Here is a 26741-nt window from a genome sequence, read left to right as displayed (position 1 = left end):
TCATTGTGAATATAATTTTATAGAAAGTATGATTAAGTATAGGGGGAACATGAAAAAGATAAATAGATTTCAATTAAGAGTTGTAATTGCCGTAGGTATATTAGCTGTAGCTATTTGTACAAGTTTAGTAGGAAGAATATTTAATAAGGAGGTATTTGCACCTTCAAATAAGAAATTACCTATTTATTCAGTAGAAACTACGGAAAAAAAGATGTCTATAACCTTTGATGTAAACTGGGGAGACGACAAGACTAAAGAAATATTAGATATATTAGACAAGTACAATGTTAAAGCAACTTTTTATATTATTGGATTGTGGTGCGATGATTATCCAGAGCAAGTGAAAGAAATAGCTAAACGTGGACATGAAATAGGAAACCATTCTAATAAACATTCAGACTACACCAAAATGGACAAGGTAGCGATTATAAATGATGTGGAAATAGCTAATGCAAAAATAATGGAACTCACAGGAGAACTACCTAAAACTTTTAGATTCCCATCAGGATCCTACAATAATCTATCAGTAGAAACTGTTAAGGGACTAGGAATAAAGGCTATACAATGGGATGTGGACAGTGTAGATTGGAAGGCTAATGGAGCAAATGTAGAGTATGAGCGAGTAGCATCAAAGGCTAAGGAAGGGTCCATTTTACTATTCCATAACGATGGTAAATATACTCCGGAGAATTTACCTAAAATTATTGAGAGATATCAAAATATGGGATATGAATTTGTAAAAGTTTCAGATTTAATTTACCATGATGATTATTACTTAGATCATGAAGGAAGGCAGATACATAATAAAAATTAGTGATTTGTATTATGTATAGCTAAATACAATAGAAATTAGATGGAAGAATATATGTATATATTAGTTAAGGTGGAATTTAAGAGTAGATAAGTAAATAAAGTATAAAATCCATTTAATGCATAAAATATATGAACAAAAGTTTGAAATTTCAAAAATTAAATGAGATTACTTTAATTTAATAAATAAAAATGTTGTAAAATTTAGACAATTATTTTATAATTAATTAAACGGGGTATGTAAATAGAACTATAAGAAAAAAATGTGTGATTTTTACTATAAATAGTTATATTTTTAATTTTGAAGAATATAGATTATAGTAAATTTTACTAAAAAACCAAGGGAAGAGGGGTTACCATGGATAATAATATGTTTAACAACAAAATCTACTTAGAAGGAAAAGTAATTTCAGATTTAGAGTTTAGTCATGAAATGTATGGGGAGGGCTTTTATAATTTTGAATTTGAGGTTTCAAGACTTAGTGATACTTCAGACACTTTAGTAATTACCGTATCAGAGAGATTAATTGCAGGAATAGATGTGAGCATTGGAAGTGAGATTGTAGTAGATGGACAACTTAGATCTTATAACAAGTTTGTTGATGGTGCAAATAGACTTATATTAAATGTATTTGCAAGAGATATTCGTGAACTTGAAGAAAGAGGAAAGAATCCAAATCAAATTTTCTTAGATGGATATATTTGCAAAGCACCTGTTTATAGAACTACTCCATTTGGCAGGGAAATAGCAGATATGCTATTAGCTGTTAATAGATTATATAATAAATCAGATTATATTCCTACTATAGCTTGGGGAAGAAACTCAAGATTTTGTAAGAGTTTAGAAGTTGGAGATAATATCAGAGTTTGGGGAAGATTGCAAAGTAGAGAATACCAAAAAAAGATATCAGACACAGAAGTTATTAAAAAAGTTGCCTATGAGGTTTCAATTTCTAAAATGGAAAGGGTTACTGATGAAAATAGGGACAATATAGCAGTCATAGGAAGAGTAGATAATGATAATATTACTCCAGTAAGTAACGTAAATTCAGAAAGTCAGACTACTGAAATTAAGATTGAGGATGTTATTTAATAGGGTAAATGCAATAATAAGAAATAAAATATACCATGAGAATTTAATTCTCATGGTATTATATTTTTTTAATTCACTATTTTCTTAAATCAGCTAATATTTCAGTTTTGCTTTTAGTTTTTGCATCTACATGCTTAACTATCCTCGCAGGTGAACCTGCTACAACTACATCTTCAGGTACATCTTCAGTAACAATAGCACCAGCGGCAACTACTGAGTTTTTACCTATTTTAACACCTTCTAAAATAACCGCATTAGCACCAATTAGCACATGATCTCCAATTTCGCATGGTTCCTTACTAGGTGGTTCTAAAACTCCTGCTACCACGGCACCAGCTCCAAGGTGTACACTTTTACCAAGTTTTCCTCTTGCACCAACTACAGCATTCATATCTACCATAGTTTCATCACCAATTTCAGCTCCAATATTGATAACAGCCCCCATCATGATAACAGCGTTATTTCCAATGGAAACTCTATCTCTTATGATTGCACCTGGTTCAATTCTAGCATTAAGATACTTTGTATCTAGCATTGGAATAGCAGAATTTCTTCTATCGGATTCAAGTCTATAGCTATGTATGTTACTTTTATTTTTCTCTAAAAAGTTACCTATGTCAGCGCTATCTCCAAATAAAACATAAAAACTTCCTTCACCAAAGCAATCTATATTTTCAAAGTTGCAATTTTGTATATCACCTTTGATATAGGCTTTAACAGGGGTAGATTTTTTAGACTCTTTTATAAATCGAGCAATTTCATATGGGTCTGTAAAGTTATAATCCATGTTTCTTAACTCCTTTCAGTGAGCAATGTATATTTATTTTATATATTATCCAAAACTCAATATAATAATATATAAATTAAAACTTTTTGAATATAATACTTAATATACTTAATTTACTAATATAGTTATATCATATAATTAAGGTATAATGGAATATTTTATTTATAAATGATATAATAAAGTTAAAATAATACACCATAGGAGGTACAAATATGGGAAACTTAAAAAACGGATATATTCAAATATATACAGGGAACGGAAAGGGTAAAACTACAGCGGCAGTAGGTCTTGCTACAAGAGCAGCAGGAAATAAATATAGAGTTTGTATGGTCCAATTTTTAAAGAGTGGAGTTACTGGTGAACTTGAATCTGCAAAACTTATGGCACCGTATTTTACAATTCACAGATTTGAAAGACCTAGAGGGTTTTTCTGGACATTAAATGACCAAGAAAAGTTAGAATTAAAGGAAGATATACAAGAGGCATATAGATTTTGCTTAAAACAGTTAGAAGAAGGAAACTGTGATATTTTAATTATGGATGAAATCATGGGAACTCTATCTAATGGATTAGTTACTGAAGAGCAATTGTTAAATCTTATGAATAAAAAGCCTGATAATGTAGAACTTATAATGACTGGAAGAAATGTTCCGGAAGCTATAATGAATAAGGCAAACTTAGTTACAGAAATGAAAGATCTTAAGCATTACTTTAACGAAGGAGTTCCAGCTAGAAAAGGAATAGAGTTCTAATATAAACATAGGAAGTGAAGTGTAAGGGATTATGATATTGTCAAATAGGATAGATGGAATAGAGATATCAGGGATAAGAAGATTTTATAATAAGGTAGCGGAGGTAGAAGGAGCAATATCTTTAACCTTAGGTGAACCAGATTTTAAAATTCCTGTTGAAGTAAAGGATGCCATGAAAAGGGCAATTGATGAAGATAAAACTACATATACTCCAAATGCTGGGATTTTGCCTCTTAGAGAAGAAATATCTAAGTACTTACAATTTCAAGATGTAGATTTCTCTAAGGAGGAAATTTGTGTAACTGTTGGAGGAAGTGAAGGGTTACTAGCTACCTTTACAGCTATACTAAACCAAGGTGACAAGGTGTTAATCCCTTCCATAGCATATCCAGCCTATGAAAGCTGTGTAAGTATATGTGGAGGATTTATAGTGAATTATGAGTTAAATGATGACTTATCTATAAATCTAGATAGTCTTAGGAAACTTATAAAAGAAGAAAACCCGAAGGCAATAGTTGTATCCCATCCATCTAACCCAACAGGAAGAGTAATGACAAAGGAAGAATGTAATGAACTCTTTCAAATATTAAAGGATGAAGATGTATTAATTATTAGCGATGAGATTTATAGCTCTATTATATTTGAAGAATTTAATTCTATATCAAAGTATAGTGAGCTGAAAGATAGGTTAATATTAGTTAGTGGATTTTCAAAGATGTTTTCTATGACAGGAATAAGAATAGGGTATGTATGTGCTTCACAGTGGATATTAGAGAGCATAATAAAGGTGCATCAGTACAATGTATCCTGTGCACCATCCATAGGCCAATATGGAGCATTAGAAGGATTGAGAAATTCTATGTACCATATTGAACACATAAAAAATAATCTTATGGCTAGAAGAGATTATGTATATGATAGATTAATCAACATGGGTCTTAAAGCTATAAAACCAGAGGGAGCGTTTTATATATTCCCATCTATTAAAAGCACTGGAATGAGTAGCGATGAGTTTTGTGAGAGACTTCTAAAAGAAGCTAAGGTTGCTATAGTTCCAGGTTCTGCTTTTGGAAAAGGTGGAGAAGGATATATAAGAATATCCTATTGCTATAGTATGGACCAATTGAAACTAGCATTAGATTTAATGGAACAATGGATAAAAAATATATAGGATAAAGACTATGATTTAAGTAAGTGTTGATAATATTGGAGTTCAATTTCAATATTATGTTAAAACATAAACAAAGCAAAAAGACTATGAGAAAAAAATTCTCATAGTCTTTCAGTTTTCACAGGTTTAAGAATTGTATTTAATTAAAATGATTTAAAGTTGAATAAATTTTAATTAATAATTATACATTAACTACATTGTCCATGGAGTAAAGACCATTTGGTTTGTTATAAACATATTCACAAGCTTTTAAAGCTCCAACAGCAAATACTTCTCTAGAAATTGCGGAATGCTTTATTTCTATAACTTCACCTTTGCCAGCGAATATAACTTCATGGTCACCAATTATATTTCCACCACGAATAGCGTGAATTCCTATTTCTTTATGCTCTCTTTTAGCAATACCATCTCTACCACATGTAAAGGTTGTATCTTCATCTATTGAATCCTTAATAGTATTTGCAAGAAGTAGAGCAGTTCCACTTGGTGCATCAACCTTTTGGTTATGATGTTTTTCAATGATTTCGATATCAAAATCTTTAAAAAGGGTATTGCTAATAGATTTTAGCATGCTATTTACTATATTTATACCAATAGACATGTTAGCAGAGAAGAATACGGGAATAGAGTTTTGTAAATTCTTTATGTGAGAAATTTGATCCTCAGTATATCCGGTAGTACAGAAAACTACTGGAGTTATAGTATCTATAACATATTTAGAAATAGAATCCAGGCTTGATGGTCTTGAAAAATCAAGAACTACATCAACATCTTCAACTACTTTAGAAATACATTCATAAACAGGGTAATCAAAGGGACAAGTAGTTTGCATATCTACTCCAGCTACAATTTTCATATTAGAAGAACTAGCAGCTACACTTGAAATCATATGACCCATCTTTCCATTACATCCAACTAATAAAACTTTTACCATATTGAGTCTCCTTTATATTAAGTCGTAGTTTTTTAATTCTTTTTTTAAGAACTCTAAATTAGCAGTATCCATATCAACTAATGGTAGTCTAAGGTCGCCAACTTCTCTTCCAATAAGGTTTAAAGCAGTCTTTATAGGAATAGGATTAGTTTCGCAAAAACATGCATTAGTTAATGGAATAGTTTTTAAGAATAATTCTTGAGAAGCTTTAATGTCTCCATTGAAGAATAATTCGCAAATATCGTGTACATCTTTAGGAACTATATTTGCAATAACAGATATTATACCCATACCACCAATAGCTAGAGTTGGAAGTATCTCATTATCATTTCCAGAGTAAATATCTAATTTATCTTTGCAAAGAGCTTTAATTTCAGCAATTTGACTTATGTTACCGCTAGCTTCTTTTACAGCTACGATATTCTCCATTTGACAAAGTTCAAATAGTGCCTTAGGAGTTATATTCATACCTGTTCTAGAAGGTACGTTATAAACTACTATAGGAGTTTTAACTGATTCAGCGATAATCTTAAAGTGAGCAATTAATCCCTTAGCAGAGGTTTTATTGTAATACGGGTTAATTACTAGAAGACCATCTACACCTACAGATTCAGCGTATTTACTCATTTCAACAGAAGCCATAGTATTATTACTTCCAGTACCAGCAATTACAGGTATTCGTTTATTAACTGCGTCTACGGTGAATTTTATTGCGTCTTTCTTTTCACATTCAGTCATAGTAGAAGCTTCACCAGTAGTGCCACATATTATTATGGCGTCAGTTTTACTTTCTATATGCCATTCAATTAACTCTTTTAGTTTAGGGAAGTTTATTCCATCTTTATTAAATGGGGTTACAATTGCAACACCAGAACCTTTAAAAATACTCATATACACACCTCTTTATATTTAATAATATTTCAATTTGCTTAAATAGATAATTAGTACATTCAAGGCAATTGAAGATTAACCTTGAAGTGAATAAATTACTTGGAAAATCTTATTAGATGAAAAGGTCATTAATACTCTAAATTAGTTATTGATTAAATTCTTTTCTACAAAAACCTCTGCAATTTGAACTGCATTAAGAGCGGCCCCTTTTCTAATGTTATCTGCAACAACCCAAATATTAAGTCCATTATCTAAACTAAAATCACGTCTAATTCTACCTATATAAACATCATCATTTCCTTCTATATCTATAGGCATAGGGTAGATATTATTCTTAATGTCATCCATTACAGTTATACCAGAGAAATCGTTAAATAATGTAAAGATGTCATTGAGTTCAAATTCTTTTTCAAGCTCAAGGTTGATGCTTTCACTGTGACCGTGGAAAACAGGAACTCTAACAGTAGTAGCTGTTATCTTTAATTTATTATTATGAAGAATCTTTTGAGTTTCATTAATCATCTTCATTTCTTCTTTTGTATACCCATTATCTAAGAATACATCAATTTGCGGTATTACATTATAAGATATTGGATATTGAAATTTCTTTGGTGGAACGTAATTCATTCCATCTTTTAAGTCGTTGTATCCTTGTACACCAGCTCCAGAAACAGCTTGATATGTGGAATAAACAATTCTTTTAATACCATACTTATCAGCTAAAGGTTTTAGTGCAACAACTGCTTGAATTGTAGAGCAATTAGGATTAGCGATAATACCATTATGCCATTCTATATCTTCACTATTTACCTCTGGCACAACTAAAGGCACCTTAGGGTCCATTCTCCATGCACTACTATTATCGATAACCACAGCACCGTTTTTAGCAAAGATTGGAGCGAAAATTAAACTTATATCTCCTCCAGCTGAAAAAAGAGCGAAATGGATTTTTTTGTTAGTTATATTTTCCTCTTTAAGTTCTTCTACAATAATATTGGTCTCATTGAAAGTTATAGTACTTCCTGCTGAACGTGAGGACGAAAATAAATATAAATTATCTATTGGGAAATTTCTTTCAGCCAAAATACTTATAAATTGTCTTCCAACCATTCCAGTAGCACCAACTATAGCTACATTATATTTCAAAATATCACCTCATTTAAGTTATATACTATATATATACATTATATAACTTATGGGAATAAAGTTATACACTTTCTATAAAATATATAACTTTTGTAGATTGAATATAATTTAATATATAAGTTGTAATTAAATATTACACTTAAATTTAAGTACAATATTTAAATTTAATGCAATTTATAATAATAGAATTATTTAAGTAAACCTATTTTTAAAGATCAACATTAAAAGTAAAATCATGGAATTTTAAAAAAAATTTTTATTCCATTATAATAGTTAATACAAAAATCATAGGATTAAAATGAAAAAAATGATGAAATATATTTAAAAAGAAGATATGTAATTTATTGTAATATAGGGAAAGGTAAAAAAAATTGTTGTAATTTAAAACTTTTAATATTAATGGGATACTAAAATAGTTTGACAACTTGTGAAAGGCTGTGTTAATATTATAAAAAATGAATTTATTATTATTTTTATTTCATACTTTTGACGTCATATTTTAATTGGATTTATATCTGTAAGATGCATATAGAGTTGATAGTAGCAATTAATTTCAAGGAAAGTTACTAAAACAATAAAAGTTACAGAAGCAATATTGGGTCAATTGAATAGCTATTGTGGTAATTTTCTAAATATTTAAAAACTGCAAACTATTGAAAAAATAACTCATATATACTCTTAAAATGATTTTTGAAATGTCAAAGGGATGAATCCTTACTAGTTTGATTAATAGTGTAGGAGGTGTTAGTAAGGGGAAGTAATTCATAAAGTTTAAATTTAATAAGTTTAGAGGCACTATAAAATATAGAGTACAAAAAAATGTTGAAGGTGTTTTTCTTATATGTATATCAATGGATTAGTAAAGTCTGTATACGATATCATAAAGGGTAAAACCGTTGTCTGATGTACAAGTGTGAGATTACATTTCATTAACTTTAGGGTAAGGTGAGGTGTAATTTATATTAGTGTCTTATGCACAAGGTAAAAAAAGGTTGACATTGGGGAGATGCAATAGATGGGGAATTTATTGCAGGTATTTACTTAAAATGGAGGGATGATGATGTTAAAATTTACTCTAAAAAGATTTGGGTATATGCTATTGACGCTATTTATATCAGCCTCAATAACGTTTATGCTTATTCATGCTATGCCTGGAGATCCACTAGCTGTAGCGGCTAGAAAGCTTCCGGAGCAAATTAAGGCTAACTTTTATGCTAAATATGGTTTAAATGAGCCGGTTATTACACAATATGGATTGTTTGTTAAGAATACTTTGAAGGGGGATTTAGGAGAATCTTTAGCATTCCCAGGTAGAAGTGTTGGTGAAACAATAAGAAAACATGCTCCTATATCAGCGAGAATAGGAGGACAAGCAATCTTAGTTGGTGTAACATTGGGTATACTAATGGGAATAATAGCAGCGTTTAATAGAGGTAAGTGGCCAGATTACGTAGTAATGTTTATAGCGATTTTAGGTATTTCAGTGCCAGCCTTTGTTGTAGCAGCGTTATTACAATTTGCATTCACCGTTCAATTAAGATTGCTTCCAACAACTGGTTGGGGTGAGTTCAAACATACTATATTACCAACTGTAGCTCTTAGCTTTGGGTCTATTGCAACTTATGCTAGATACATGAGAGCTAACTGTCTAGATGTTATAGGACAAGATTATATTTTAACAGCTAAATCTAAGGGTGTTTCTAGTGTGAGTTTAGTATTTAAGCATGTTATTAGAAATGCAATTTTACCATGTATAACACTTTTAGGACCTCAAATTGCAGGTATATTCACAGGATCATTTGTTATTGAGAGTATATTTGCAGTACCAGGACTTGGAGAGAACTTTGTATCAGCGGTTACTAATAGAGATTACACCATGATAATGGGGCAAGCTATATTTGTATCAGCATTACTTATTATAGCTTTATTCTTAGTTGACATTGTATATGGATTAGTTGACCCTAGAATAAGGGTATCAAGCGATAAGCGTTAGGAGGGGATAAGTATGGCAGAACTTTCAAAGGATAAATTTAAGATTATTGGTTGTAATGACTTAGATTCAGAGGGAATACTTAGACCTAGTATGACCTACTGGCAAGATGCTTGGAGAAGACTTAAAAAGAATAAAGTTGCTATGGCTTCATTAATACTATTGGGATTACTTGTAGTGATGACTTTAATTGGACCATATTTAAGTAAGTTTGAATATCAAGTTGGAAATAATGATATGATTAATGTAAAGCCAAACTCAACTTATTGGTTTGGAACAGATACTTTAGGTAGAGATTTATTTTCAAGAGTATGGATAGGTGGAAGAATATCTATCTTAATCGGGTTGATTGGTGCTATTGTTGACACGGTTATAGGTGTAATTTATGGTGGTATTTCTGGTTACCTTGGAGGGGCAACTGATGATATCATGATGAGAATAGTAGAAATTCTAGTAAGTATTCCTTACTTAGTATTAGTTATTCTTCTTAGAGTTATAATTGATAAAGGTGGACTTGCACCAATTATCTTAGCCATGACAATCACAGGTTGGTGTTACATGGCAAGGCTTATAAGAGGACAGTTACTGCAAATTAAAGAACAAGAATATATTTTAGCAGCGAAGGCGCTTGGTGCTAACCCATCAAGAATCATTGCTAGACACTTAGTACCAAATACACTAGGAGTAATGATTGTTGCTATAACTTTTGATATACCAGGATTTATATTTGGAGAAGCTTTCTTAAGTTACTTGGGACTTGGGGTACCTTCACCAATGACAAGTTGGGGTGCTCTTGCATCAGCAGGACAACAGAATTTAATATTCTATCCTCATCAGTTAATCTTCCCAGCTTTAGCGATATCGCTAACGATGTTATCATTCCAGTTATTAGGTGACGGCTTAAGAGACGCACTAGATCCAAAATTACGTCAATAGGGGGGATTAGCAATGGAAAAGATTTTAGATGTAGAAAATTTACAAGTTTCGTTTCATACTTATGCTGGTGAAGTACAATCAGTTAGAGGAATTAGTTTTCATTTAAATAAAGGTGAAACTTTAGCTATAGTTGGAGAATCAGGTTGTGGAAAAACCGTTACATCAAAAGCTATAATGAGATTACTTCCTGAGCCGATGCCGGCAGAAATTAAGAAAGATTCTAAAATATTATTTGATGGTAAAAGCATATTAGATATGAGTGAAAAAGAACTTAGAAAAGTAAGGGGATCGGAAATATCTATGATATTCCAAGACCCAATGACTTCTCTAAATCCAACTATGACAGTTGGTAAACAAATAGCTGAAAGTTTAACAATCCACAGAGGAATGAGTAAAACAGAAGCTATGCAAGAAGCTATAAAGATGTTAGATCTTGTTAATATTCCTAATGCGGATAAAAGAGCTCATCAATATCCACATGAATACTCAGGTGGTATGAGACAAAGAGCAATGATAGCGATAGCACTTGCTTGTAACCCAAAAATATTAATAGCTGACGAGCCAACAACTGCTCTGGATGTTACTATACAAGCTCAAATCATGGATCTTATTGGAGATCTTCAAAAGAAACTTGGAACAGCGGTTATACTTGTAACACATGATTTAGGAGTGGTTGCTGACGTTGCTGATAGAATTCAAGTAATGTATGCAGGTAAGATTATTGAAAGAGGAGATGTTGAAGAAATATTCAAAAATCCTCTACACCCATATACTTGGGCGTTGCTTCAATCTGTACCAAGACTTGATACTAAAAATAAAGATACACTATACTCACTAAACGGAACACCGCCTGATTTAGTAAAACCACCAGTAGGTTGTCCATTTGCTGCGAGATGCGAATATTGTATGCAAATATGTTTAGAAGAAATGCCAGAAACGGTTACTGTGGCAAATAGCCATGAAGTGAGTTGTTGGTTAAAACATCCAATGGCACCGAAAGTAGAAGTTCCTGAAGCATTAAGAAGAGGTGAATAATATGGCTGGAGCAAATAGCAAAAACAAAGAAGTTTTAATTGAAGTTAAAAATCTTAAAAAGTATTTCCAAGTTGGAGCGAATGCTACACTTAAAGCTGTTGATGATGTTAGTTTTAACATTTTCAAAGGTGAAACTTTAGGTTTAGTTGGAGAATCAGGTTGTGGTAAAACTACTTGTGGTAGAACTGTTATGGGTCTATATGGTGCTACAGATGGAGAAATATTATTTGACGGAAGTGATATTAGTAAATATAACAAAAAAGAAAAGAAGGAATTTACTAGAAGAGCTCAAATTATATTCCAAGATCCGTATGCTTCGTTAAATCCAAGAATGACTGTTGGAGATATAGTTGGAGAAGGTATCGATGTTCATAATATCCATAGTGGTCAAGAAAGATTGGAAAGAATATATGAATTGCTTCAATTAGTAGGACTAAACAAAGAGCATGCATCTAGATTTCCACACGAATTCTCTGGTGGTCAAAGACAAAGAATAGGAATAGCAAGAGCTCTTGCTATCGAACCAGACTTCATAGTTTGTGATGAGCCTATTTCAGCTCTTGATGTATCTATTCAAGCTCAAGTTGTTAACTTATTAATAAAGTTACAAAATGAACTAGGATTAACATACTTATTCATAGCCCATGATTTATCAATGGTTAAACATATTTCTGATAGAGTTGGAGTTATGTATTTAGGAACTATGGTAGAACTTGCTAGTAGTGCAGATTTATATGCGAAGCCATTACATCCGTATACTCAAGCATTGCTATCAGCAATTCCAGTACCTGACCCTGAGGTGGCTAAGAATAAAGAGAGAATACCACTAGAGGGTGAGGTTCCAAGTCCGATAAATCCTAAACCAGGATGCAGATTTGCTCCAAGATGCAGATATGCAAAACCGATTTGTAGCGAACAGAATCCTATATTAAAAGAAATAGAGCCTAATCACTTTGCTGCATGTCATATATTATAATTAAAATAAAAATAAGAGTAGATTTAATCTGCTCTTATTTTTATTTTGTTTGCTTTTGAATAATATTTTAGGGTATATAGTGATTAAACTGTGGTGAAAATAATTAAAAGAATATATAGAGAAAAGAAATTTATAAACCTAAATAATTCATAATTAGATTTCAACTGATATTAAACAAAAAAAAACTACAAATTGTGACAAAAACAAAGATTGGGTTGTTAAAAAATAGACATACCAATGAAAGAGAAATTATAATATGTGAATAAAAAAACAATAAAATGTAGAAAATTAGAATTAAAGAGGTTAAGAAACAAGAGGAAGATTCCAAAAATTGAATAACATTATAAAATAAGAGTCTTTAGTCGGAACAATAACCGTTGACAGTGTCGACGTAACGGTGTATTATATATGTAGATTCAATTCATGAAAGAATGTGTAGAAATTTCTGGAATTATAATTTGTAAAGTTATATAAATTTTTCACATTGCATAATGAGGAAGAAAAAGTATTTTTAAAATTACAAAGATTAAATGTTTTAAAATACTTAGTGAAACTATGAGATTATTTAAGGGGGATTTACTTATGAAAAGTAAAAAAATACTAGCATCATTATTAGCGTTATCTATGGTAGCAACTGTTGCTTTAGTTGGATGCGGTAAAGATGAGGCTAAAGATTCAACTAATGGAAGTGCAAGCACGGAAGCTGATAGTGAGCAATACTTAAATATGTTATTAGCTCAAGAGCCAAAAACAATTGACCAATCAAAGTCAAGTGACTCATATTCATCATTAATCCTTGCAAATGCTGAAGAGGCTTTAACAAGAATCGTTCAAGATGAAAATGGAAAAGATAAAATCGAAGCTGGTGTAGCTGAGAGTTGGGAACAATCAAAAGATGGATTAACTTGGACATTCAAATTAAGAGATGCAAAATGGAGTGATGGGAAACCAGTTACTGCTGAGCAATTTGTTTATGGGATTACAAGAACTTTAAATCCAGATACTGCATCACCATATGCATTCCTTTTATATCCAATAGCTAATGCTGTTGAATTCAATGGTGGAAAAGCTAAAGCAGAGGAATTAGGGGTAAAGGCAATAGATGAAAAAACTGTTGAATTTAAGTTAAAATCACCATGTGCATTCTTCTTAGATTTAACATACTTTAAAGTAATGCAACCACAAAGAGAAGATATAATAGCTACTCATGGAGAGAGATATGGTTCGGAAGCAAATACCATGGTATTTAACGGACCTTATATGATATCAGAGTGGGTACACAACAATAAAGTTGAATTAGTTAAAAACCCAGAATACTGGGATGCTGAGAATGTAAAACTTGAAAAAGTTACAATGAAAATAATAAAAGAAACTTCAGCAGCTATGAATGAGTTATATAATGGTTCAATAGATATGGCTGCAGTAAATAAACCAGAGTGGATAGAAAAATTAGATGGAACTGGTGAATTTGATGTTAAAAAAGGGTATGATGCATCTACTGCATATACTTTCTTTAACCAAGAAAATAAATTATTCAGCAATGAAAAAATAAGAAAAGCGTTTATAATTGCTGAAGATAGAGAAGGAAAAATTAAAACTCTTAGAAAAGGTCTTGGAGAGCCAGCATTATCATTCTGTCCTCCAAAAGTACAAATAGGTGGAGAAGATTATAGAGCTAAGGCTAATGATTTACCAGTAAAATCTCTTATGGATGAAAATCCAGATGCTAAAGCATTATTTATAGAAGGAATGAAAGAATTAGGACTTGGAGAAGATCCATCAACTATTAAAATTAAATACCTACAATCAGGTACAGATACAACAGCTAAAGAATTTGCTGAATTCCAACAACAAGTTTATCAAAATACTTTTGGAATTAAGGTTGAAGTAGAATATGTTGAGTGGGCTATATTCCAAACAAGAACAGATGAATTGAATTATGAAGTAGCAGCAATGGCATGGACAGGTGATTATAACGATCCTAACACATATCTTGATATGTGGGTGTCAGGTGCTGGAATTGTACCAACTGGCTGGAAAAGTGAGAAATACGATGAGCTTATAAAAAAAGCATCACAAAGTACTGATGCAAATGAAAGAGCTGAATTATTTAAGCAAGCTGAAAGAGTATTAATATATGAAGATGGAGTTGTAAGTCCGGAAGCATGGAGATTTAAAAATACTTATGTTAAGAAGTATGTTAAAAACTACACTGCTCCATTATTTGGAACCATTGATTTAAAATATACTTACACTTCAGGAAGATAATATTATATAGTAAATAAAAGGGTAAAGTGGAATTTCACTTTACCCTTTTATTTTATTAGAATTATTAAATTGATTATTAGATTGCAGAAATAAATTCCATGTGAATAATTTGTCAATTGGGTAATTATATTAAGTGAAATATAATTTTAAAAGAGATTAAATAGTGTTGTTATATAGAAGTTATTTGTTACAACTTTAGGGTGTTTCTTTATATAGGGTTATATAAAGTTAAAAGGTCTCTTGAGGATAAGAATTGTATAGGCATATATTTTAAAAAGTGAGTATTAAATCCAGGAATAAAGAGTTTCATATGAATTTAAAATTAATAAAGTGGTGATTATATATAAATTTGAAGAAACTATTTAGCGTAGATACTTAAATGCGCTACATTTTATTACGAAAAAAATGGTATATATATAATACATATGAGGAAAAAATATTTTTATGTTAAATTTCGTGTTACAATTTTCGCATTTTGATACTTGTAAAACTCGGTTTTTATAGAAAAAGATAGAAAGCTTAGTATATTCAATCTATAAAATTAAATGTTAATTAAAATAATTGATTAGTATTCAAAACATTAATTCACAAATGGCAAGGATACGTTTACATATTGCGTTTTTTATGAAATATTTGTTACATCGAAAATTAATTGGTCGAATTTGAGTAATCTTATAAATATTCAGAAAATAACTATTGCAATAGTGAAATTGTTAATATATAATAAATTTAAATCAAATGAAGTGTAATTAAATTATTACATGATGATGATGATAATAAAGGGGGATTATTCATGAAAAGTAAAAAAATATTGGCTTCTCTATTGGCTGTATCAATGGTAGCGTCTGTTGCATTGACTGGCTGTGGTAAGAAAGATGATGCAAAAGATCCAGGCACAGGTAATGATACCGCAAAAGAGAATGAAGAAAAATTAGATGCTGATCAGTACTTAAATATGTTATTAAAGTCAGAACCAAAAACATTAGATCAATCAAAATCAAGTGATTTATACTCTTCTCAAGTTCTTGCAAACTGCCAAGAGGCTTTAACAAGAATAGTTCAAGATGAAAATGGAGCAGATAAAATTGAACCAGGTATAGCTGAGAGCTGGGAACAATCAAAAGATGGATTAACTTGGACATTCAAATTAAGAGATGCAAAATGGAGTGATGGGAAACCAGTTACTGCTGAGCAATTTGTTTATGGGATTACAAGAACTTTAAATCCAGATACTGCATCACCATATGCATTCCTTTTATATCCAATAGCTAATGCTGTTGAATTCAATGGTGGAAAAGCTAAAGCAGAGGAATTAGGGGTAAAGGCAATAGATGAAAAAACTGTTGAATTTAAGTTAAAATCACCATGTGCATTCTTCTTAGATTTAACATACTTTAAAGTAATGCAACCACAAAGAGAAGATATATTAACTACTCATGGAGAAAAATACGGTTCAGAAGCAAATACTATGGTATTTACTGGTCCGTTCTCAATAACAGAGTGGGTACACAATAATAAAGTTGAATTTGTTAAAAATCCAGAGTATTGGGATGCTGAAAATGTAAAACTTGATAAAGTTACAATGAAAATAATAAAAGAAGATTCAGCAGCTATGAATGAGTTATATAACGGTTCATTAGATATGGCTGCAGTAAATAAACCAGAGTGGATAGAAAAATTAGATGCAACTGGTGAATTTGATGTTAAAAAAGGTTATGATGCATCTACTTCATATACTTTCTTTAACCAAGAAAATAAATTACTTAGCAATGAAAAAATAAGAAAAGCGTTTATAATTGCTGAAGATAGAGAAGGAAAAATTAAAACTCTTAGAAAAGGTCTTGGAGAGCCAGCATTATCATTCTGTCCTCCAAAAGTACAAATAGGTGGAGAAGATTATAGAGCTAAGGCTAATGATTTACCAGTAAAATCTCTTATGGATGAAAATCCAGATGCTAAAGCATTATTTATAGAAGGAATGAAAGAATTAGGACTTGGAGAAGATCCATCAACTATTAAAATTAAATACCTACAATCAGGTACAGATACAACAGCTAAAGAATTTGCTGAATTCCAACAACAAGTTTATCAAAATACTTTTGGAATTAAGGTTGAAGTAGAATATGTTGAGTGGGCTATATTCCAAACAAGAACAGATGAATTGAATTATGAAGTAGCGGCAATGGCATGGTCTGGAGACTACAACGATCCTAACACATATCTTGATATGTGGATGTCAGGTGCTGGAATTGTACCAACTGGTTGGTCAAATAAAGAATATGATGAACTTTTAACTAAGGCATCACAAAGTGTAGATCCAGCTGAAAGAACAGAGTTATTTAAAAAAGCAGAAAGAATATTAATATATGAAGATGGTGTTATAAGTCCAGAAGCTTGGAGATTCAAAAACACTTATGTAAAAAAATATATTAAAAACTACACTTCTCCATTATTTGGAACAATTGATTTAAAATACACTTACACTTCAGGAAGATAATAAATTGTTAATGTAAAGTAATTGAACCCCTTAAAGTAGTTTAGGTGAAATAGCCTATAGAATACTTTAAGGGGTATTTTTTATTCTTAAATCTTTAATTTTCATCTCAAGTAAATTAAAATTTGTATGTTTATAATTTGTATGTTTATAATTTGTATCTTTATTATGGTGAAAAAGTAAAATAACCAATAAATGTAATATAAAATAGTTATAACAAAATAGTAAAGGCTTAATAAATTATATGAATAAATGTAAAAATCATTATAACCATGAATAAAAAACAGCTTACGGTAGAAAATATAGTTAGTACATACAAAGTATATTTAGTTTTTTGGTGAGGTGGAAAATTATGAGTAAGACTCCGTTAAAAAAAGTAATAAAATCTAAATTAAAAGCAAATAAAGAATTAACGCCACAAGAAACTTTGCGAGAACAAATGAAGTATGATATAGTGCAAGAATTAGGCCTTGAAGACAAAGTTAATGAATTAGGGTGGAGTAGTCTCACCGCGGAAGAAACTGGTCGTATAGGCGGAATGATGACTAAGAAGAAGAAAGGTCTAAATGTTCCTAAGAATGATGAGTTTTTCTAATTTATATATACATTGAAAATTTATTTTAAATTAAATAAGTTTATTTTGTAAACTTTCTGTCATATAGAAACAGATAAACTTAAAAAGTAAAATAAGATTTCTTAGACAAAAGAAAAAAATTAAGGTAAAATAATATAGGTAATTATATGGAGAAGTTGGTGAACCTATGGAATGTTATAATGATTTTGCTAACATTTATGATGAACTTGTTAATGAAGATATAGATTATAAAAGTTGGGCAGATAAGATAATAGAAATTTGTGGTGAGAGTAATGTTGTGAAACGGGACTATCTAGATTTAGCTTGTGGAACTGGAAATCTTGCAGTTCCTATAGGAAAGAAGTTTATATTTACAACTGTGGTAGACTTATCGAAAGAAATGTTATCAATTGCAGATGAAAAATTGAAAGAAAATAATATTAAAGCTAAGGTTTGTTGTCAAGATATTTGCGATCTTAATTTGAAAAAACAGTTTGATTTAATTACTTGTGGATTAGATTCAACAAATTACATAACTGACGATTTAAAATTAAAACAGTATTTTATGTCTGTAAATAAACACTTAAAAGAAAATGGTATTTTTATTTTTGATATAAATACAGAATATAAAATTAAGAATATTTTAGGTAATAATAATTTTAATTATGATAATGAAGAGGTTGTTTATATTTGGGAAAACCAATTAGAAGATGATGTTGTTAATATGTACTTAACATTCTTTGTGAAAAAAGGACAAGTATACTATAGATTCGATGAGCATCATAGAGAAAGAGCGTATAGTCAAGAGTTTTTAGAATCAATAATGAGTGAGTCAGGTCTTATTGTAGAAAAGAAACTTAATTGTTATGGATTAGAGCCTATAGATGATAATACAGAAAGAATAACTTATATAGTACGAAAGAAGGGGGAGTATAGCAATGGCAGATAAATTAATTAGAGCTACGGCTAAAGAGGGACAAATAAGAATTATTGCAGCAATTACTACGGATATGGCAGAGGAGGCAAGGAAAACACATGATTGTATGCCTACAGCATCGGCAGCATTAGGAAGAATGTTGACTGGTGGAGTTTTAATGGGTGCAATGCTTAAAAATGATACGGATAGCTTAACACTTCAAATAGACGGGGGTGGAGAAGCTAAGGGAATAGTAGTTACAGCTCATTCTGATGGAGCGGTAAAGGGGTATATAGGAAATCCACAAGTGGATTTACCTTTGAATGAAAAAGGTAAATTAGAAGTTGGTGGAGCAATTGGTAAAGGTGGATATCTAAAGGTTACTAAAGATATGGGACTTAAAGAACCCTATACAGGTCAAGTTCCAATTTATACAGGGGAAATCGGGGATGATATAGCATATTATTTCACTGTTTCAGAACAAACACCATCTGCAGTTGCCCTTGGAGTATTAGTGGATACAGATTTGTCTATAAAAGCAGCTGGTGGATTCATAATACAAATGATGCCTGGAGCATCTGAGTTTCTAGCTGATATAATTATGTACAGGTTAGAAGAAATTCCATCAGTAACTTCTATGATAGATAAAGGAATGACAATTGAAGAAATACTAGAGCTTATATTTGAAGATATGGATCTTAAAATATATGATTCTTTAACTCCAAAATATAAGTGTGACTGTTCAAAAGATAAAGTAGATAGAGTTCTTATGAGTATAGGAAAAAAAGATTTACAAGAGATATATGATGAAGGAAAAAATGAAGAGATTCTATGTCATTTTTGCAATAAATCCTATGAGTTTAAACAAGATGATATAAAAAAATTAATTGATGAGATTGATGGTAAGTAAGTAATAAAAATTTAAAAACAATATTGACATTGTTGTAAGAATTTAATATAATAATCTTTGTAAGAGTTATTAAGTGTTTTTTAAAATTCACATAATTCTTACTAAAGATTATTTTATATAGTGGTTAACATAAAATTAAGATTTTGGTCGCATAGCTCAGCTGGGAGAGCATCTGCCTTACAAGCAGAGGGTCACAGGTTCGATCCCTGTTGCGACCACCACATAATCTTAATATGGCCCAGTGGCTCAGTTGGTTAGAGTGCCGGCCTGTCACGCCGGAGGTCGAGGGTTCGAGTCCCTTCTGGGTCGCCATTTAATTTTATTTTTTATGTTTGGCTCGATAGCTCAGTCGGTAGAGCAGAGGACTGAAAATCCTCGTGTCGCTGGTTCGATTCCTGCTCGAGCCACCATTATTAAGCGGGAGTGGCTCAGTGGTAGAGCGTCACCTTGCCAAGGTGAACGTCGCGAGTTCGAATCTCGTCTTCCGCTCCAATTTGGCGCCATAGCCAAGTGGTAAGGCAGAGGCCTGCAAAGCCTTTATCCCCAGTTCAAATCTGGGTGGCGCCTCCAAAAAGCAAGTAATAATACGTTACTTGCTTTTTTATTTTTGAAAAATTAAAGTAATGATAGTTTAATAAAAGTATTTTGATTTTAATAATATTAATACAATACAAGTTGTTATGAAAAAAGCTCTACTTCTAATAAATGTTTTATGAAGTAGAGCTTTTTTAGTTTATAAGGAAATATAATATAAAATTATACTAAAAATAAATCGTTATAAATATATTAGTAAATTCATCTTTAAATAAGTACTTATACATCTAAAAAGAAAATACTTCCTCTATCAATTAAAGGTGTGTCATTTAAATAAATAGGAGTTATATTATGTTTTTCTAAAAAGGTTTTAATCTTAGAACCATGGTGGTAATAATCTAAACTTCCATAAAAAACTATTGTGCTAGAATCTAACATACCACAAGTTCCACCGATAAAGCCGTAGTCTAAACCGGGCAATGAAATATCACCAGGGGGGAGAAGTAATACTTCACATCCAAGAGTGGATAATTCATTAGAAATAGTGATATCAGAGGTAATAAATGCTTTGTCAGATAATATTACTGTAGAGCATTTGGTATACCCCTGCTTTACGGTTATTAAATTTTTATAATTAACTTCTTTTAATAGCGCTTTATCAGTGTAGTTTATATTATGAATAAAAAACTTTGGAGTATTAACAGCGTTTAATATTATATCTCCTGGATATTTACTCCTAAGTGAACTGTTGCTTCTAATTACTTCAAAGTTTAGAGAAAGAAGTTTTTTCTCGAAATTAGTTGAGGTTTCTTTGTGTATTATGACTTTTCTATCGTTTACAAAGTGTAGAAGGATATCAGGATGACCACATATGGCATTATATAAATCTTTACTAGGTTCACAAGGAATAATGGAACAATTTAAATTTGTTAAATTAAATATTTCTTCAGAAGATATCCTGTAGTCGACAAATGCGTACTTCAAATATAACATCACCTCATATTTTAATATTTATTATAATAAACAATAATATACCATAAATATTATAGAATAAATTGGATTTTAAAAATTGAATATAGAATAAATAAAAACACATAATATATATTAACTCAAGATTTAAAGAACAATATAAAGTTTAACATAAGATGAGGTGATTAAATGCTACTATTGACTATTGTGAATAATAGCCATGGAGACTATGTGTTAGATAAAGTCCAGAGCATTGTCTATTATTTTAAGAATAAGGGGCTAATTTTAAGTACTGATATTAAAAAAGGTGAAGCAGATGAATGTATAGATATATATTTAGAAAGTAATGAATACACTGAAGGAGATAGGAAATTATTTAATTATCATATAGCCAATATTTTATATGAGGTCATGGTAGAGGAATTTATCTATAAAAGAGTAAGTAAATACTTGAGTGAAACCTACACCTTTCTTAATTTTCAGGATATAAGCATAGTTAAAGAAACTGTAGAGTTGGTTTTAAAAGAAGAAATGCCTATAGATGACACGATTTTATTTTGTATGAATAAAAAAAATAAAATAATAAAAAATATAATAATGTGTTTAGAAGAAGGAATAGAAATAAACATTAAAGGGTTTCTGGATTTTAGATCTAAGGAACTTACTGTGGATATTTATGGAATGATAGAAAAAATAGTAGAAAGATATATGGTAGAGAAAGAATATAATGAGTTTATAAGTCTTTTAAAATATTTTGTAGAGGTTCAGGAGAGTAGATTGGATAGGATAGATATTTTTATAGGAAAAGAGGATGGTCAGTATATATTAAAGGATGAGTTTGGGAATGATATGATGAGTTCTTTGATGAGTGAGCTCTGTGAGAATAAAAGTATAGTAGACGTTAGCAAGGATGATTTAGTAATTAGTGGACTTATAACAACTTGCCCTAAGAAGATTGTTATACATTCTGCTAATAGGTGTAGAAATAAAGAATTATTAAACACTATAAAAAGTGTATTTGAAGATCGTGTTGAATACTGTAATGGTTGTAATGAATGTTCAATACTAAAAGAATTTATTAAAATACCCATTGACAACAACATAAACATATAGTAAAATATGTTGTGTTAGTAGAAAACTAAATAAATTAACAAGAAGAAACAGCCGTTTCTCACCTTACAGCAATGCTAGTAAGGTTAAATATTAATTACAATGATTGTAATAACAGGACGGCGTTTGCTGTCCTTTTTATTTTATATATGGTTAATCAAAACCGGAGGTGAATGTTATCAGTAAAAATAAAGACTTCATGATGAATGAAGAAATAAGAGACAAAGAAATCAGAGTTATTAGTTGGGACGGAGAAGCACTGGGTGTAATTCCTACTAAAGAAGCATTAGAAATTGCTCAAAACAAGGAACTAGACTTAGTAGTTATGTCTCCCAATGCAAAACCAATGGTATGCAAAATAATGGATTTTGGTAAATTTGTTTATGAGCAACAAAAGAAAGAAAAAGAAGCTAAGAAAAAACAAAAAGTAGTTACAGTAAAAGAGATTAGATTAAGTGCAACAATAGAAGAGCATGATATCGAAATTAAAGCTAATAACGCTAAGAGATTTTTATTAGATGAAGATAAGGTTAAAATTACTGTGAGATTTAGAGGAAGAGAAATTGAGAACTCACAAGTAGGACGTAAGATATTAAACCTTTTTGTAGAGAAATTAGGCGATATTTATATTGTAGAAAAGCCAGCTAGACAAGAAGGAAGAAATATGATAATGATATTAGCTCCTAAAAGAGCATAACCGAGAGGAGGACTTTACAATGCCAAAAATGAAAACACATAGAGGTGCTGCAAAAAGATTCAGAAAAACAGGAACAGGTAAGTTAAAAAGATCTAAAGCTTTTAAACGCCATATATTAACTAAAAAGAGCGCAAAAACTAAGAGAAATCTTAGAAAAGCAGGATACGTTTCAACTACTCAAGAAAAAATAATGAAGAAATTACTACCATATTTATAGTAGAAATTATCTAGGAGGTAAATATAATGGCAAGAGTAAAAAGAGCGATGAACAGTCGTAAAAAACATAAAAAAGTATTAAAACTTGCAAAAGGATACTACGGTGGGAAAAGCAAGTTATTCAAGACTGCTAACGAGTCAGTAATAAGAGCATTAAGAAATGCTTACGTTGGAAGAAAGTTAAAGAAAAGAGATTTCAGAAAACTATGGATAGCTAGAATAAACGCTGCTGCTAGAATGAATGATCTTTCTTATTCAAAATTCATGAATGGAATGAAACTTGCTGGAATTGATATTAACAGAAAAATGCTTTCTGAAATAGCTATCAATGATCCAAAAGCTTTTGCTGAATTAGTAGAAGTTGCAAAAAAACATATCCAAGGTTAATTTAAAAACATACAACTCTACTTGCCAAGAGAAAATTAAGTTTTGATCTGAATGAGTGGAGTTGAACCTTGTTGGGCCAAGTTATATAGTCTTACCAGTAGGTGATAGACTATATAAGGTCCTAAAAAGAAAAGATGTTATATAGTATAAGAATGTAGCTAAGGCTACATTCTTATACTATATAATATTTTATCTATAAATGGGGAAAATAATTGATGTAATTGAATTTGAAGCTTTTTATTGCAATATGAAATAGAGGTGTTTTTTATGCAATTGAGAATGAGAGACATATTAAAAAGTAAAAAATTTACTCCTGTCCAAGTAATAGCCATGGGGTTTGCTACTATAATTTTTACAGGAGCAATATTATTAAGTTTGCCAATAGCAACCATAGATGGAATAAGCACTCCGTTTATTGACTGTATTTTCACATCTACCTCAGCGGTATGTGTAACAGGTCTGGTAACAGTAGATACAGGTACACACTGGAATTATTTTGGTAAGACAGTAATTATTATTTTAATACAAGTAGGGGGATTAGGATTTATGTCCTTCGCTACATTGTTATCTATAATAATAGGAAAAAAAATAACACTTAAGGAAAGATTAATAATAAGGGAATCACTTAATTCTACATCTCTTCAAGGGATAGTAAAATTAGCAAGATACATAATTATGCTTACATTTTCAATTGAAATTATAGGTGCTCTATTGCTCTCAATACAGTTTATACCGGAGTTTGGCATAAAAAAAGGAATATATTATAGTATATTTCATTCTGTATCGGCTTTCTGTAATGCAGGATTTGATCTCATGGGTGGATATAATAGTGTAATGGCTTATAGCGATAATGCACTGGTTATTATTACTATATCTTTACTTATAATTATTGGAGGATTAGGCTTTTATGTTTGGGATGAAATTTATAATTATAGAAAAGTAAGAAGAATAACAATACACACAAAATTAGTAATAGCAATGAGTATATTTTTAGTTGCATTCGGATTTGTTATGTTCTTTATATTTGAATATTCAAATCCAGATACATTAAAAGATATGTCAATGAAGGGGAAGGTTTTATCAGCATTATTTGCATCGGTATCACCAAGGACGGCAGGATTTAATTCTATAAACTTAGGAAGCATGACAGTAGCATCAACATTTTTAACCATAATGCTTATGTTTATAGGAGGATCACCAGGTTCAACAGCTGGAGGTATTAAGACATCAACTGCTGGAGTGCTATTTATGACTGTTATATCAGTAATAAGGGGAAGAGAAGATACAGAACTATTTAAAAGAAAAGTAAACAAGGAAACTGTTTATAAAGCTTTTGCTGTAGTAGTCATGGCTTTAGGTTTAGTATTCTTTGTAACTATATTATTATCAATAACAGAAAGGGCATCAGGAGTACCTTTTGAATATTATTTATATGAAGCAACTTCTGCATTTGGAACTGTAGGATTAACATTAGGATTAACTCAAAAATTAACTACTATAGGAAAAGTTATAGTTGCTCTTACTATGTATGCTGGAAGAGTTGGACCGCTTACATTAGTGTTAGCAATTTCTATGACAAAGAATAAAAAAGGAAATTCGATTAAGTATCCAGAGGATAAAATTTTAGTTGGATAAAAGGGGATATATTATGAGTAAAAAACAATTTATAGTTATAGGACTAGGGAGATTTGGAACTTCAGTTGCAGAAACTTTATATGCACTGGGAAATGATGTTTTGGCTGTAGACATTGATGAGGAAGCAGTTCAGAATATTGCAGAAAAAGTTACCCATGCAGTTCAGGTAGATGCTAATGATGAAAATAGCTTAAGAGCACTTGGTATAAGTAATTTTGATGTGGCTATAATTAGTATAGGTTCGGATATTCAAGCTAATATTTTATCGACGCTTCTAGTTAAGGAAATGAATGTTAAGCATATAATAACAAAGGCTAATAATGCTCTACATGCGAAGGTTCTATACAAAATTGGTGCAAATAGAGTTATATTTCCAGAGAGAGACATGGGAATTAGAGTAGCACATAATCTTTGTTCTTCAAGTATATTAGACTATATAGAATTATCACCAGACTTTAGTATTGCAGAAATTGTAACGCCTAAAGAATGGGAAGGAAGTTCATTAAAAGACCTAGATTTAAGAGTGAAATATGGAATAAACGTAGTAGCTATTAAAAGAGACAATGATATTGAGGTATCTCCATCAGCTGATGAAGTTATTGAAGAAGGCGATATTATAGTTGCTATTGGAGGAACTTCAGAACTAAACAACATTGAAAGTTTAGTTAGATAAGGAGAAATATAAGTGCAATTTATAACAAGTAAGGATAATAATACAATAAAAGAAATAAAAAAGATAAAAGATAAAAAATATAGAGTTGAACATAGGAAGTTTCTTATTGAAGGATTTCGATTCGTTGAAGAAGGGCTTAAATCAAAATTTGTAATAGATAAATTATTTGTAAAGGAAAGTTCTCTTGAAAAGTTTAAAGAAAAGTTTGATTTTTATTTAGATGATTATGAGGATAAAGTTTTTATAATAAGTGATAGTTTATTTAAAGGAATTTCAGCTACAGAAAATTCTCAAGGAGTTTTAGCTGTTGTTAACATGAATGATGATAGGTTTATAAGTCAAGATGGATTATATGTGTTAGTAGATAAAGTTCAAGATCCGGGAAACTTAGGAACTATAATTAGAACTGCACATAGTGCCGGATGTAGTGGAATTATATTGACGAAGGATACAGTTGATATATACAATGAAAAAACACTTAGATCAACTATGGGTTCTATATTTAATATTCCTATAATTCAGGATGAGGATTTAAGAATTACAACGGGTTTAATTGCTAAAGGGTATAACTTAGTGTGTAGTTCACTACAAACAGATAAAAACTTCTATGAAGTTAATCTAGAGGAAAATGCTATTATTGCAGTAGGAAACGAGGGCAATGGTATTAGTAATGAGGTTATGAAACTTGCAACTTCAAAGGTGAAGATTCCTATGATAGGAAGCACAGAATCATTAAATGTTGCCATAGCAGCATCTATAATGATTTATGAAGGTGTAAGACAGAAGGTACTAAAGAATAACCATTAATACTTGAATTTTTTCAATATTATATGTATA

The 26741-nt window shown here is 30.7% G+C and carries 25 protein-coding genes, 5 tRNA genes and 1 other annotated feature; of the genes, 25 read left to right on the top strand and 5 right to left on the bottom strand.

Annotation, left to right across the window (positions count from 1 at the left end; translation table 11 throughout):
- Positions 1–49: 49 nt before the first annotated feature.
- Together pdaB and RSD37_RS03110 are read left to right on the top strand one after the other, a co-directional pair.
- Positions 50–814, top strand: a complete 765-nt coding sequence (pdaB, locus tag RSD37_RS03115) for a polysaccharide deacetylase family sporulation protein PdaB (RefSeq protein ID WP_346945231.1) — start codon at positions 50–52, stop codon at positions 812–814.
- Between the two features lie 354 nt (positions 815–1168).
- Positions 1169–1903: a single-stranded DNA-binding protein gene (locus RSD37_RS03110; protein ID WP_346945230.1), complete on the top strand. Its 735-nt coding sequence runs from the start codon at positions 1169–1171 to the stop codon at positions 1901–1903.
- A 76-nt stretch (positions 1904–1979) separates the two neighbouring features.
- On the opposite strand, the gene dapD is transcribed toward RSD37_RS03110, so the two are convergent.
- Entirely contained in the window at positions 1980–2690 is a 711-nt protein-coding gene (gene dapD / locus RSD37_RS03105; RefSeq protein ID WP_346945229.1) for a 2,3,4,5-tetrahydropyridine-2,6-dicarboxylate N-acetyltransferase, read from the bottom strand.
- 212 nt (positions 2691–2902) lie between these two features.
- Between dapD and RSD37_RS03100 the strand changes: the two genes are divergently transcribed.
- Entirely contained in the window at positions 2903–3442 is a 540-nt protein-coding gene (locus RSD37_RS03100; protein ID WP_346945228.1) for a cob(I)yrinic acid a,c-diamide adenosyltransferase, read from the top strand.
- A gap of 31 nt (positions 3443–3473) precedes the next feature.
- The gene (locus RSD37_RS03095) at positions 3474–4613 is read left to right on the top strand and encodes an aminotransferase class I/II-fold pyridoxal phosphate-dependent enzyme (RefSeq protein ID WP_346945227.1); all 1140 of its coding nucleotides are present in this window, start codon (positions 3474–3476) and stop codon (positions 4611–4613) included.
- A gap of 181 nt (positions 4614–4794) precedes the next feature.
- Here RSD37_RS03095 and dapB read toward each other — a convergent pair whose 3' ends face one another.
- The 3 genes from dapB to RSD37_RS03080 form a co-directional block, all read right to left on the bottom strand.
- Complete coding sequence (gene dapB, locus RSD37_RS03090) at positions 4795–5547, bottom strand: 4-hydroxy-tetrahydrodipicolinate reductase (RefSeq protein WP_346945226.1); 753 nt, start codon at positions 5545–5547, stop codon at positions 4795–4797.
- Between the two features lie 12 nt (positions 5548–5559).
- Entirely contained in the window at positions 5560–6438 is an 879-nt protein-coding gene (gene dapA / locus RSD37_RS03085) for a 4-hydroxy-tetrahydrodipicolinate synthase (protein ID WP_346945225.1), read from the bottom strand.
- A 141-nt stretch (positions 6439–6579) separates the two neighbouring features.
- A complete protein-coding gene (locus tag RSD37_RS03080) occupies positions 6580–7584 on the bottom strand; it encodes an aspartate-semialdehyde dehydrogenase (protein WP_346945224.1) in 1005 nt (334 codons plus the stop codon).
- A 1060-nt stretch (positions 7585–8644) separates the two neighbouring features.
- Between RSD37_RS03080 and RSD37_RS03075 the strand changes: the two genes are divergently transcribed.
- The 14 genes from RSD37_RS03075 (at position 8645) to RSD37_RS03010 (ending at position 20253) form a co-directional block, all read left to right on the top strand.
- A complete protein-coding gene (locus tag RSD37_RS03075) occupies positions 8645–9577 on the top strand; it encodes an ABC transporter permease (RefSeq protein WP_346945223.1) in 933 nt (310 codons plus the stop codon).
- 12 nt (positions 9578–9589) lie between these two features.
- Positions 9590–10510 carry an ABC transporter permease gene (locus RSD37_RS03070; protein WP_346945222.1) on the top strand — a complete coding sequence of 307 codons (921 nt, stop codon included), beginning with the start codon at positions 9590–9592 and terminating at the stop codon, positions 10508–10510.
- Positions 10511–10522: 12 nt separating this feature from the next.
- Positions 10523–11545 carry an ABC transporter ATP-binding protein gene (locus tag RSD37_RS03065; RefSeq protein WP_346945221.1) on the top strand — a complete coding sequence of 341 codons (1023 nt, stop codon included), beginning with the start codon at positions 10523–10525 and terminating at the stop codon, positions 11543–11545.
- A gap of 1 nt (position 11546) precedes the next feature.
- The gene (locus RSD37_RS03060; protein WP_346945220.1) at positions 11547–12521 is read left to right on the top strand and encodes an oligopeptide/dipeptide ABC transporter ATP-binding protein; all 975 of its coding nucleotides are present in this window, start codon (positions 11547–11549) and stop codon (positions 12519–12521) included.
- A gap of 582 nt (positions 12522–13103) precedes the next feature.
- On the top strand, positions 13104–14789 hold the full coding sequence (locus tag RSD37_RS03055; protein WP_346945219.1) for a peptide ABC transporter substrate-binding protein: 1686 nt from the start codon (positions 13104–13106) through the stop codon (positions 14787–14789).
- A gap of 793 nt (positions 14790–15582) precedes the next feature.
- A complete protein-coding gene (locus RSD37_RS03050) occupies positions 15583–17286 on the top strand; it encodes a peptide ABC transporter substrate-binding protein (RefSeq protein ID WP_346945218.1) in 1704 nt (567 codons plus the stop codon).
- Positions 17287–17635: 349 nt separating this feature from the next.
- Positions 17636–17878 (top strand): small, acid-soluble spore protein, alpha/beta type, encoded by a 243-nt coding sequence (locus RSD37_RS03045; protein ID WP_346945217.1) that lies wholly within the window; start codon positions 17636–17638, stop codon positions 17876–17878.
- 166 nt (positions 17879–18044) lie between these two features.
- A complete protein-coding gene (locus RSD37_RS03040) occupies positions 18045–18806 on the top strand; it encodes a class I SAM-dependent methyltransferase (RefSeq protein ID WP_346945216.1) in 762 nt (253 codons plus the stop codon).
- Positions 18796–19683: an Hsp33 family molecular chaperone HslO gene (gene hslO, locus RSD37_RS03035; RefSeq protein ID WP_346945215.1), complete on the top strand. Its 888-nt coding sequence runs from the start codon at positions 18796–18798 to the stop codon at positions 19681–19683. Before RSD37_RS03040 ends, hslO begins: the two co-directional genes overlap by 11 nt.
- Before the next feature lie 145 nt (positions 19684–19828).
- Positions 19829–19904, top strand: a tRNA-Val gene (locus tag RSD37_RS03030).
- A 14-nt stretch (positions 19905–19918) separates the two neighbouring features.
- Positions 19919–19995: transfer RNA gene (locus RSD37_RS03025), tRNA-Asp, on the top strand.
- A 22-nt stretch (positions 19996–20017) separates the two neighbouring features.
- Positions 20018–20093 (top strand) — tRNA-Phe (locus tag RSD37_RS03020).
- 7 nt (positions 20094–20100) lie between these two features.
- Positions 20101–20175, top strand: a tRNA-Gly gene (locus RSD37_RS03015).
- A gap of 4 nt (positions 20176–20179) precedes the next feature.
- Positions 20180–20253 (top strand) — tRNA-Cys (locus tag RSD37_RS03010).
- 243 nt (positions 20254–20496) lie between these two features.
- Here the strand turns inward: RSD37_RS03010 and RSD37_RS03005 are convergent.
- Positions 20497–21201, bottom strand: a complete 705-nt coding sequence (locus RSD37_RS03005) for a DUF6873 family GME fold protein (RefSeq protein ID WP_346945214.1) — start codon at positions 21199–21201, stop codon at positions 20497–20499.
- Positions 21202–21375: 174 nt separating this feature from the next.
- Between RSD37_RS03005 and ytxC the strand changes: the two genes are divergently transcribed.
- The 7 genes from ytxC (at position 21376) to RSD37_RS02970 (ending at position 26711) form a co-directional block, all read left to right on the top strand.
- The gene (ytxC, locus tag RSD37_RS03000) at positions 21376–22299 is read left to right on the top strand and encodes a putative sporulation protein YtxC (RefSeq protein ID WP_346945213.1); all 924 of its coding nucleotides are present in this window, start codon (positions 21376–21378) and stop codon (positions 22297–22299) included.
- A 33-nt stretch (positions 22300–22332) separates the two neighbouring features.
- Positions 22333–22443: a sequence feature (ribosomal protein L20 leader region), on the top strand.
- A 22-nt stretch (positions 22444–22465) separates the two neighbouring features.
- Complete coding sequence (gene infC, locus RSD37_RS02995) at positions 22466–22993, top strand: translation initiation factor IF-3 (protein ID WP_346945212.1); 528 nt, start codon at positions 22466–22468, stop codon at positions 22991–22993.
- Positions 22994–23012: 19 nt separating this feature from the next.
- On the top strand, positions 23013–23210 hold the full coding sequence (rpmI, locus tag RSD37_RS02990; protein ID WP_346945211.1) for a 50S ribosomal protein L35: 198 nt from the start codon (positions 23013–23015) through the stop codon (positions 23208–23210).
- A 26-nt stretch (positions 23211–23236) separates the two neighbouring features.
- The gene (rplT, locus tag RSD37_RS02985; protein WP_346945210.1) at positions 23237–23596 is read left to right on the top strand and encodes a 50S ribosomal protein L20; all 360 of its coding nucleotides are present in this window, start codon (positions 23237–23239) and stop codon (positions 23594–23596) included.
- Between the two features lie 267 nt (positions 23597–23863).
- Complete coding sequence (locus tag RSD37_RS02980) at positions 23864–25231, top strand: TrkH family potassium uptake protein (RefSeq protein WP_346945209.1); 1368 nt, start codon at positions 23864–23866, stop codon at positions 25229–25231.
- Between the two features lie 13 nt (positions 25232–25244).
- Entirely contained in the window at positions 25245–25904 is a 660-nt protein-coding gene (locus RSD37_RS02975; protein WP_346945208.1) for a TrkA family potassium uptake protein, read from the top strand.
- Positions 25905–25916: 12 nt separating this feature from the next.
- Positions 25917–26711, top strand: coding sequence for an RNA methyltransferase (locus tag RSD37_RS02970; protein ID WP_346945207.1), 795 nt, complete (start codon positions 25917–25919; stop codon positions 26709–26711).
- Positions 26712–26741: the final 30 nt, after the last annotated feature.

It is taken from the genome of Clostridium sp. (assembly GCF_036646415.1).
Classification (GTDB): Bacteria; Bacillota; Clostridia; order Clostridiales; family Clostridiaceae; genus Clostridium_J.
The sequence above is the reverse complement of the archived record's forward strand: the minus strand, read 5'-3'. Positions and strand labels throughout refer to the sequence as shown.

What these genes read in the sequence shown, in the direction of transcription:
- RSD37_RS03095 (WP_346945227.1), top strand. Translation starts at nt 3,474, where the DNA reads ATGATATTGTCAAATAGGATAGATGGAATAGAGATATCAGGGATAAGA.
- dapD (WP_346945229.1), bottom strand. Translation starts at nt 2,690, where the DNA reads ATGGATTATAACTTTACAGACCCATATGAAATTGCTCGATTTATAAAA.
- RSD37_RS02980 (WP_346945209.1), top strand. Translation starts at nt 23,864, where the DNA reads ATGCAATTGAGAATGAGAGACATATTAAAAAGTAAAAAATTTACTCCT.
- pdaB (WP_346945231.1), top strand. Translation starts at nt 50, where the DNA reads ATGAAAAAGATAAATAGATTTCAATTAAGAGTTGTAATTGCCGTAGGT.
- RSD37_RS03050 (WP_346945218.1), top strand. Translation starts at nt 15,583, where the DNA reads ATGAAAAGTAAAAAAATATTGGCTTCTCTATTGGCTGTATCAATGGTA.
- RSD37_RS02975 (WP_346945208.1), top strand. Translation starts at nt 25,245, where the DNA reads ATGAGTAAAAAACAATTTATAGTTATAGGACTAGGGAGATTTGGAACT.
- hslO (WP_346945215.1), top strand. Translation starts at nt 18,796, where the DNA reads ATGGCAGATAAATTAATTAGAGCTACGGCTAAAGAGGGACAAATAAGA.
- RSD37_RS03110 (WP_346945230.1), top strand. Translation starts at nt 1,169, where the DNA reads ATGGATAATAATATGTTTAACAACAAAATCTACTTAGAAGGAAAAGTA.
- rpmI (WP_346945211.1), top strand. Translation starts at nt 23,013, where the DNA reads ATGCCAAAAATGAAAACACATAGAGGTGCTGCAAAAAGATTCAGAAAA.
- RSD37_RS03075 (WP_346945223.1), top strand. Translation starts at nt 8,645, where the DNA reads ATGTTAAAATTTACTCTAAAAAGATTTGGGTATATGCTATTGACGCTA.
- RSD37_RS03060 (WP_346945220.1), top strand. Translation starts at nt 11,547, where the DNA reads ATGGCTGGAGCAAATAGCAAAAACAAAGAAGTTTTAATTGAAGTTAAA.
- dapB (WP_346945226.1), bottom strand. Translation starts at nt 5,547, where the DNA reads ATGGTAAAAGTTTTATTAGTTGGATGTAATGGAAAGATGGGTCATATG.
- RSD37_RS03100 (WP_346945228.1), top strand. Translation starts at nt 2,903, where the DNA reads ATGGGAAACTTAAAAAACGGATATATTCAAATATATACAGGGAACGGA.
- RSD37_RS03045 (WP_346945217.1), top strand. Translation starts at nt 17,636, where the DNA reads ATGAGTAAGACTCCGTTAAAAAAAGTAATAAAATCTAAATTAAAAGCA.
- ytxC (WP_346945213.1), top strand. Translation starts at nt 21,376, where the DNA reads ATGCTACTATTGACTATTGTGAATAATAGCCATGGAGACTATGTGTTA.
- RSD37_RS03040 (WP_346945216.1), top strand. Translation starts at nt 18,045, where the DNA reads ATGGAATGTTATAATGATTTTGCTAACATTTATGATGAACTTGTTAAT.
- RSD37_RS03070 (WP_346945222.1), top strand. Translation starts at nt 9,590, where the DNA reads ATGGCAGAACTTTCAAAGGATAAATTTAAGATTATTGGTTGTAATGAC.
- RSD37_RS03065 (WP_346945221.1), top strand. Translation starts at nt 10,523, where the DNA reads ATGGAAAAGATTTTAGATGTAGAAAATTTACAAGTTTCGTTTCATACT.
- dapA (WP_346945225.1), bottom strand. Translation starts at nt 6,438, where the DNA reads ATGAGTATTTTTAAAGGTTCTGGTGTTGCAATTGTAACCCCATTTAAT.
- rplT (WP_346945210.1), top strand. Translation starts at nt 23,237, where the DNA reads ATGGCAAGAGTAAAAAGAGCGATGAACAGTCGTAAAAAACATAAAAAA.
- RSD37_RS03055 (WP_346945219.1), top strand. Translation starts at nt 13,104, where the DNA reads ATGAAAAGTAAAAAAATACTAGCATCATTATTAGCGTTATCTATGGTA.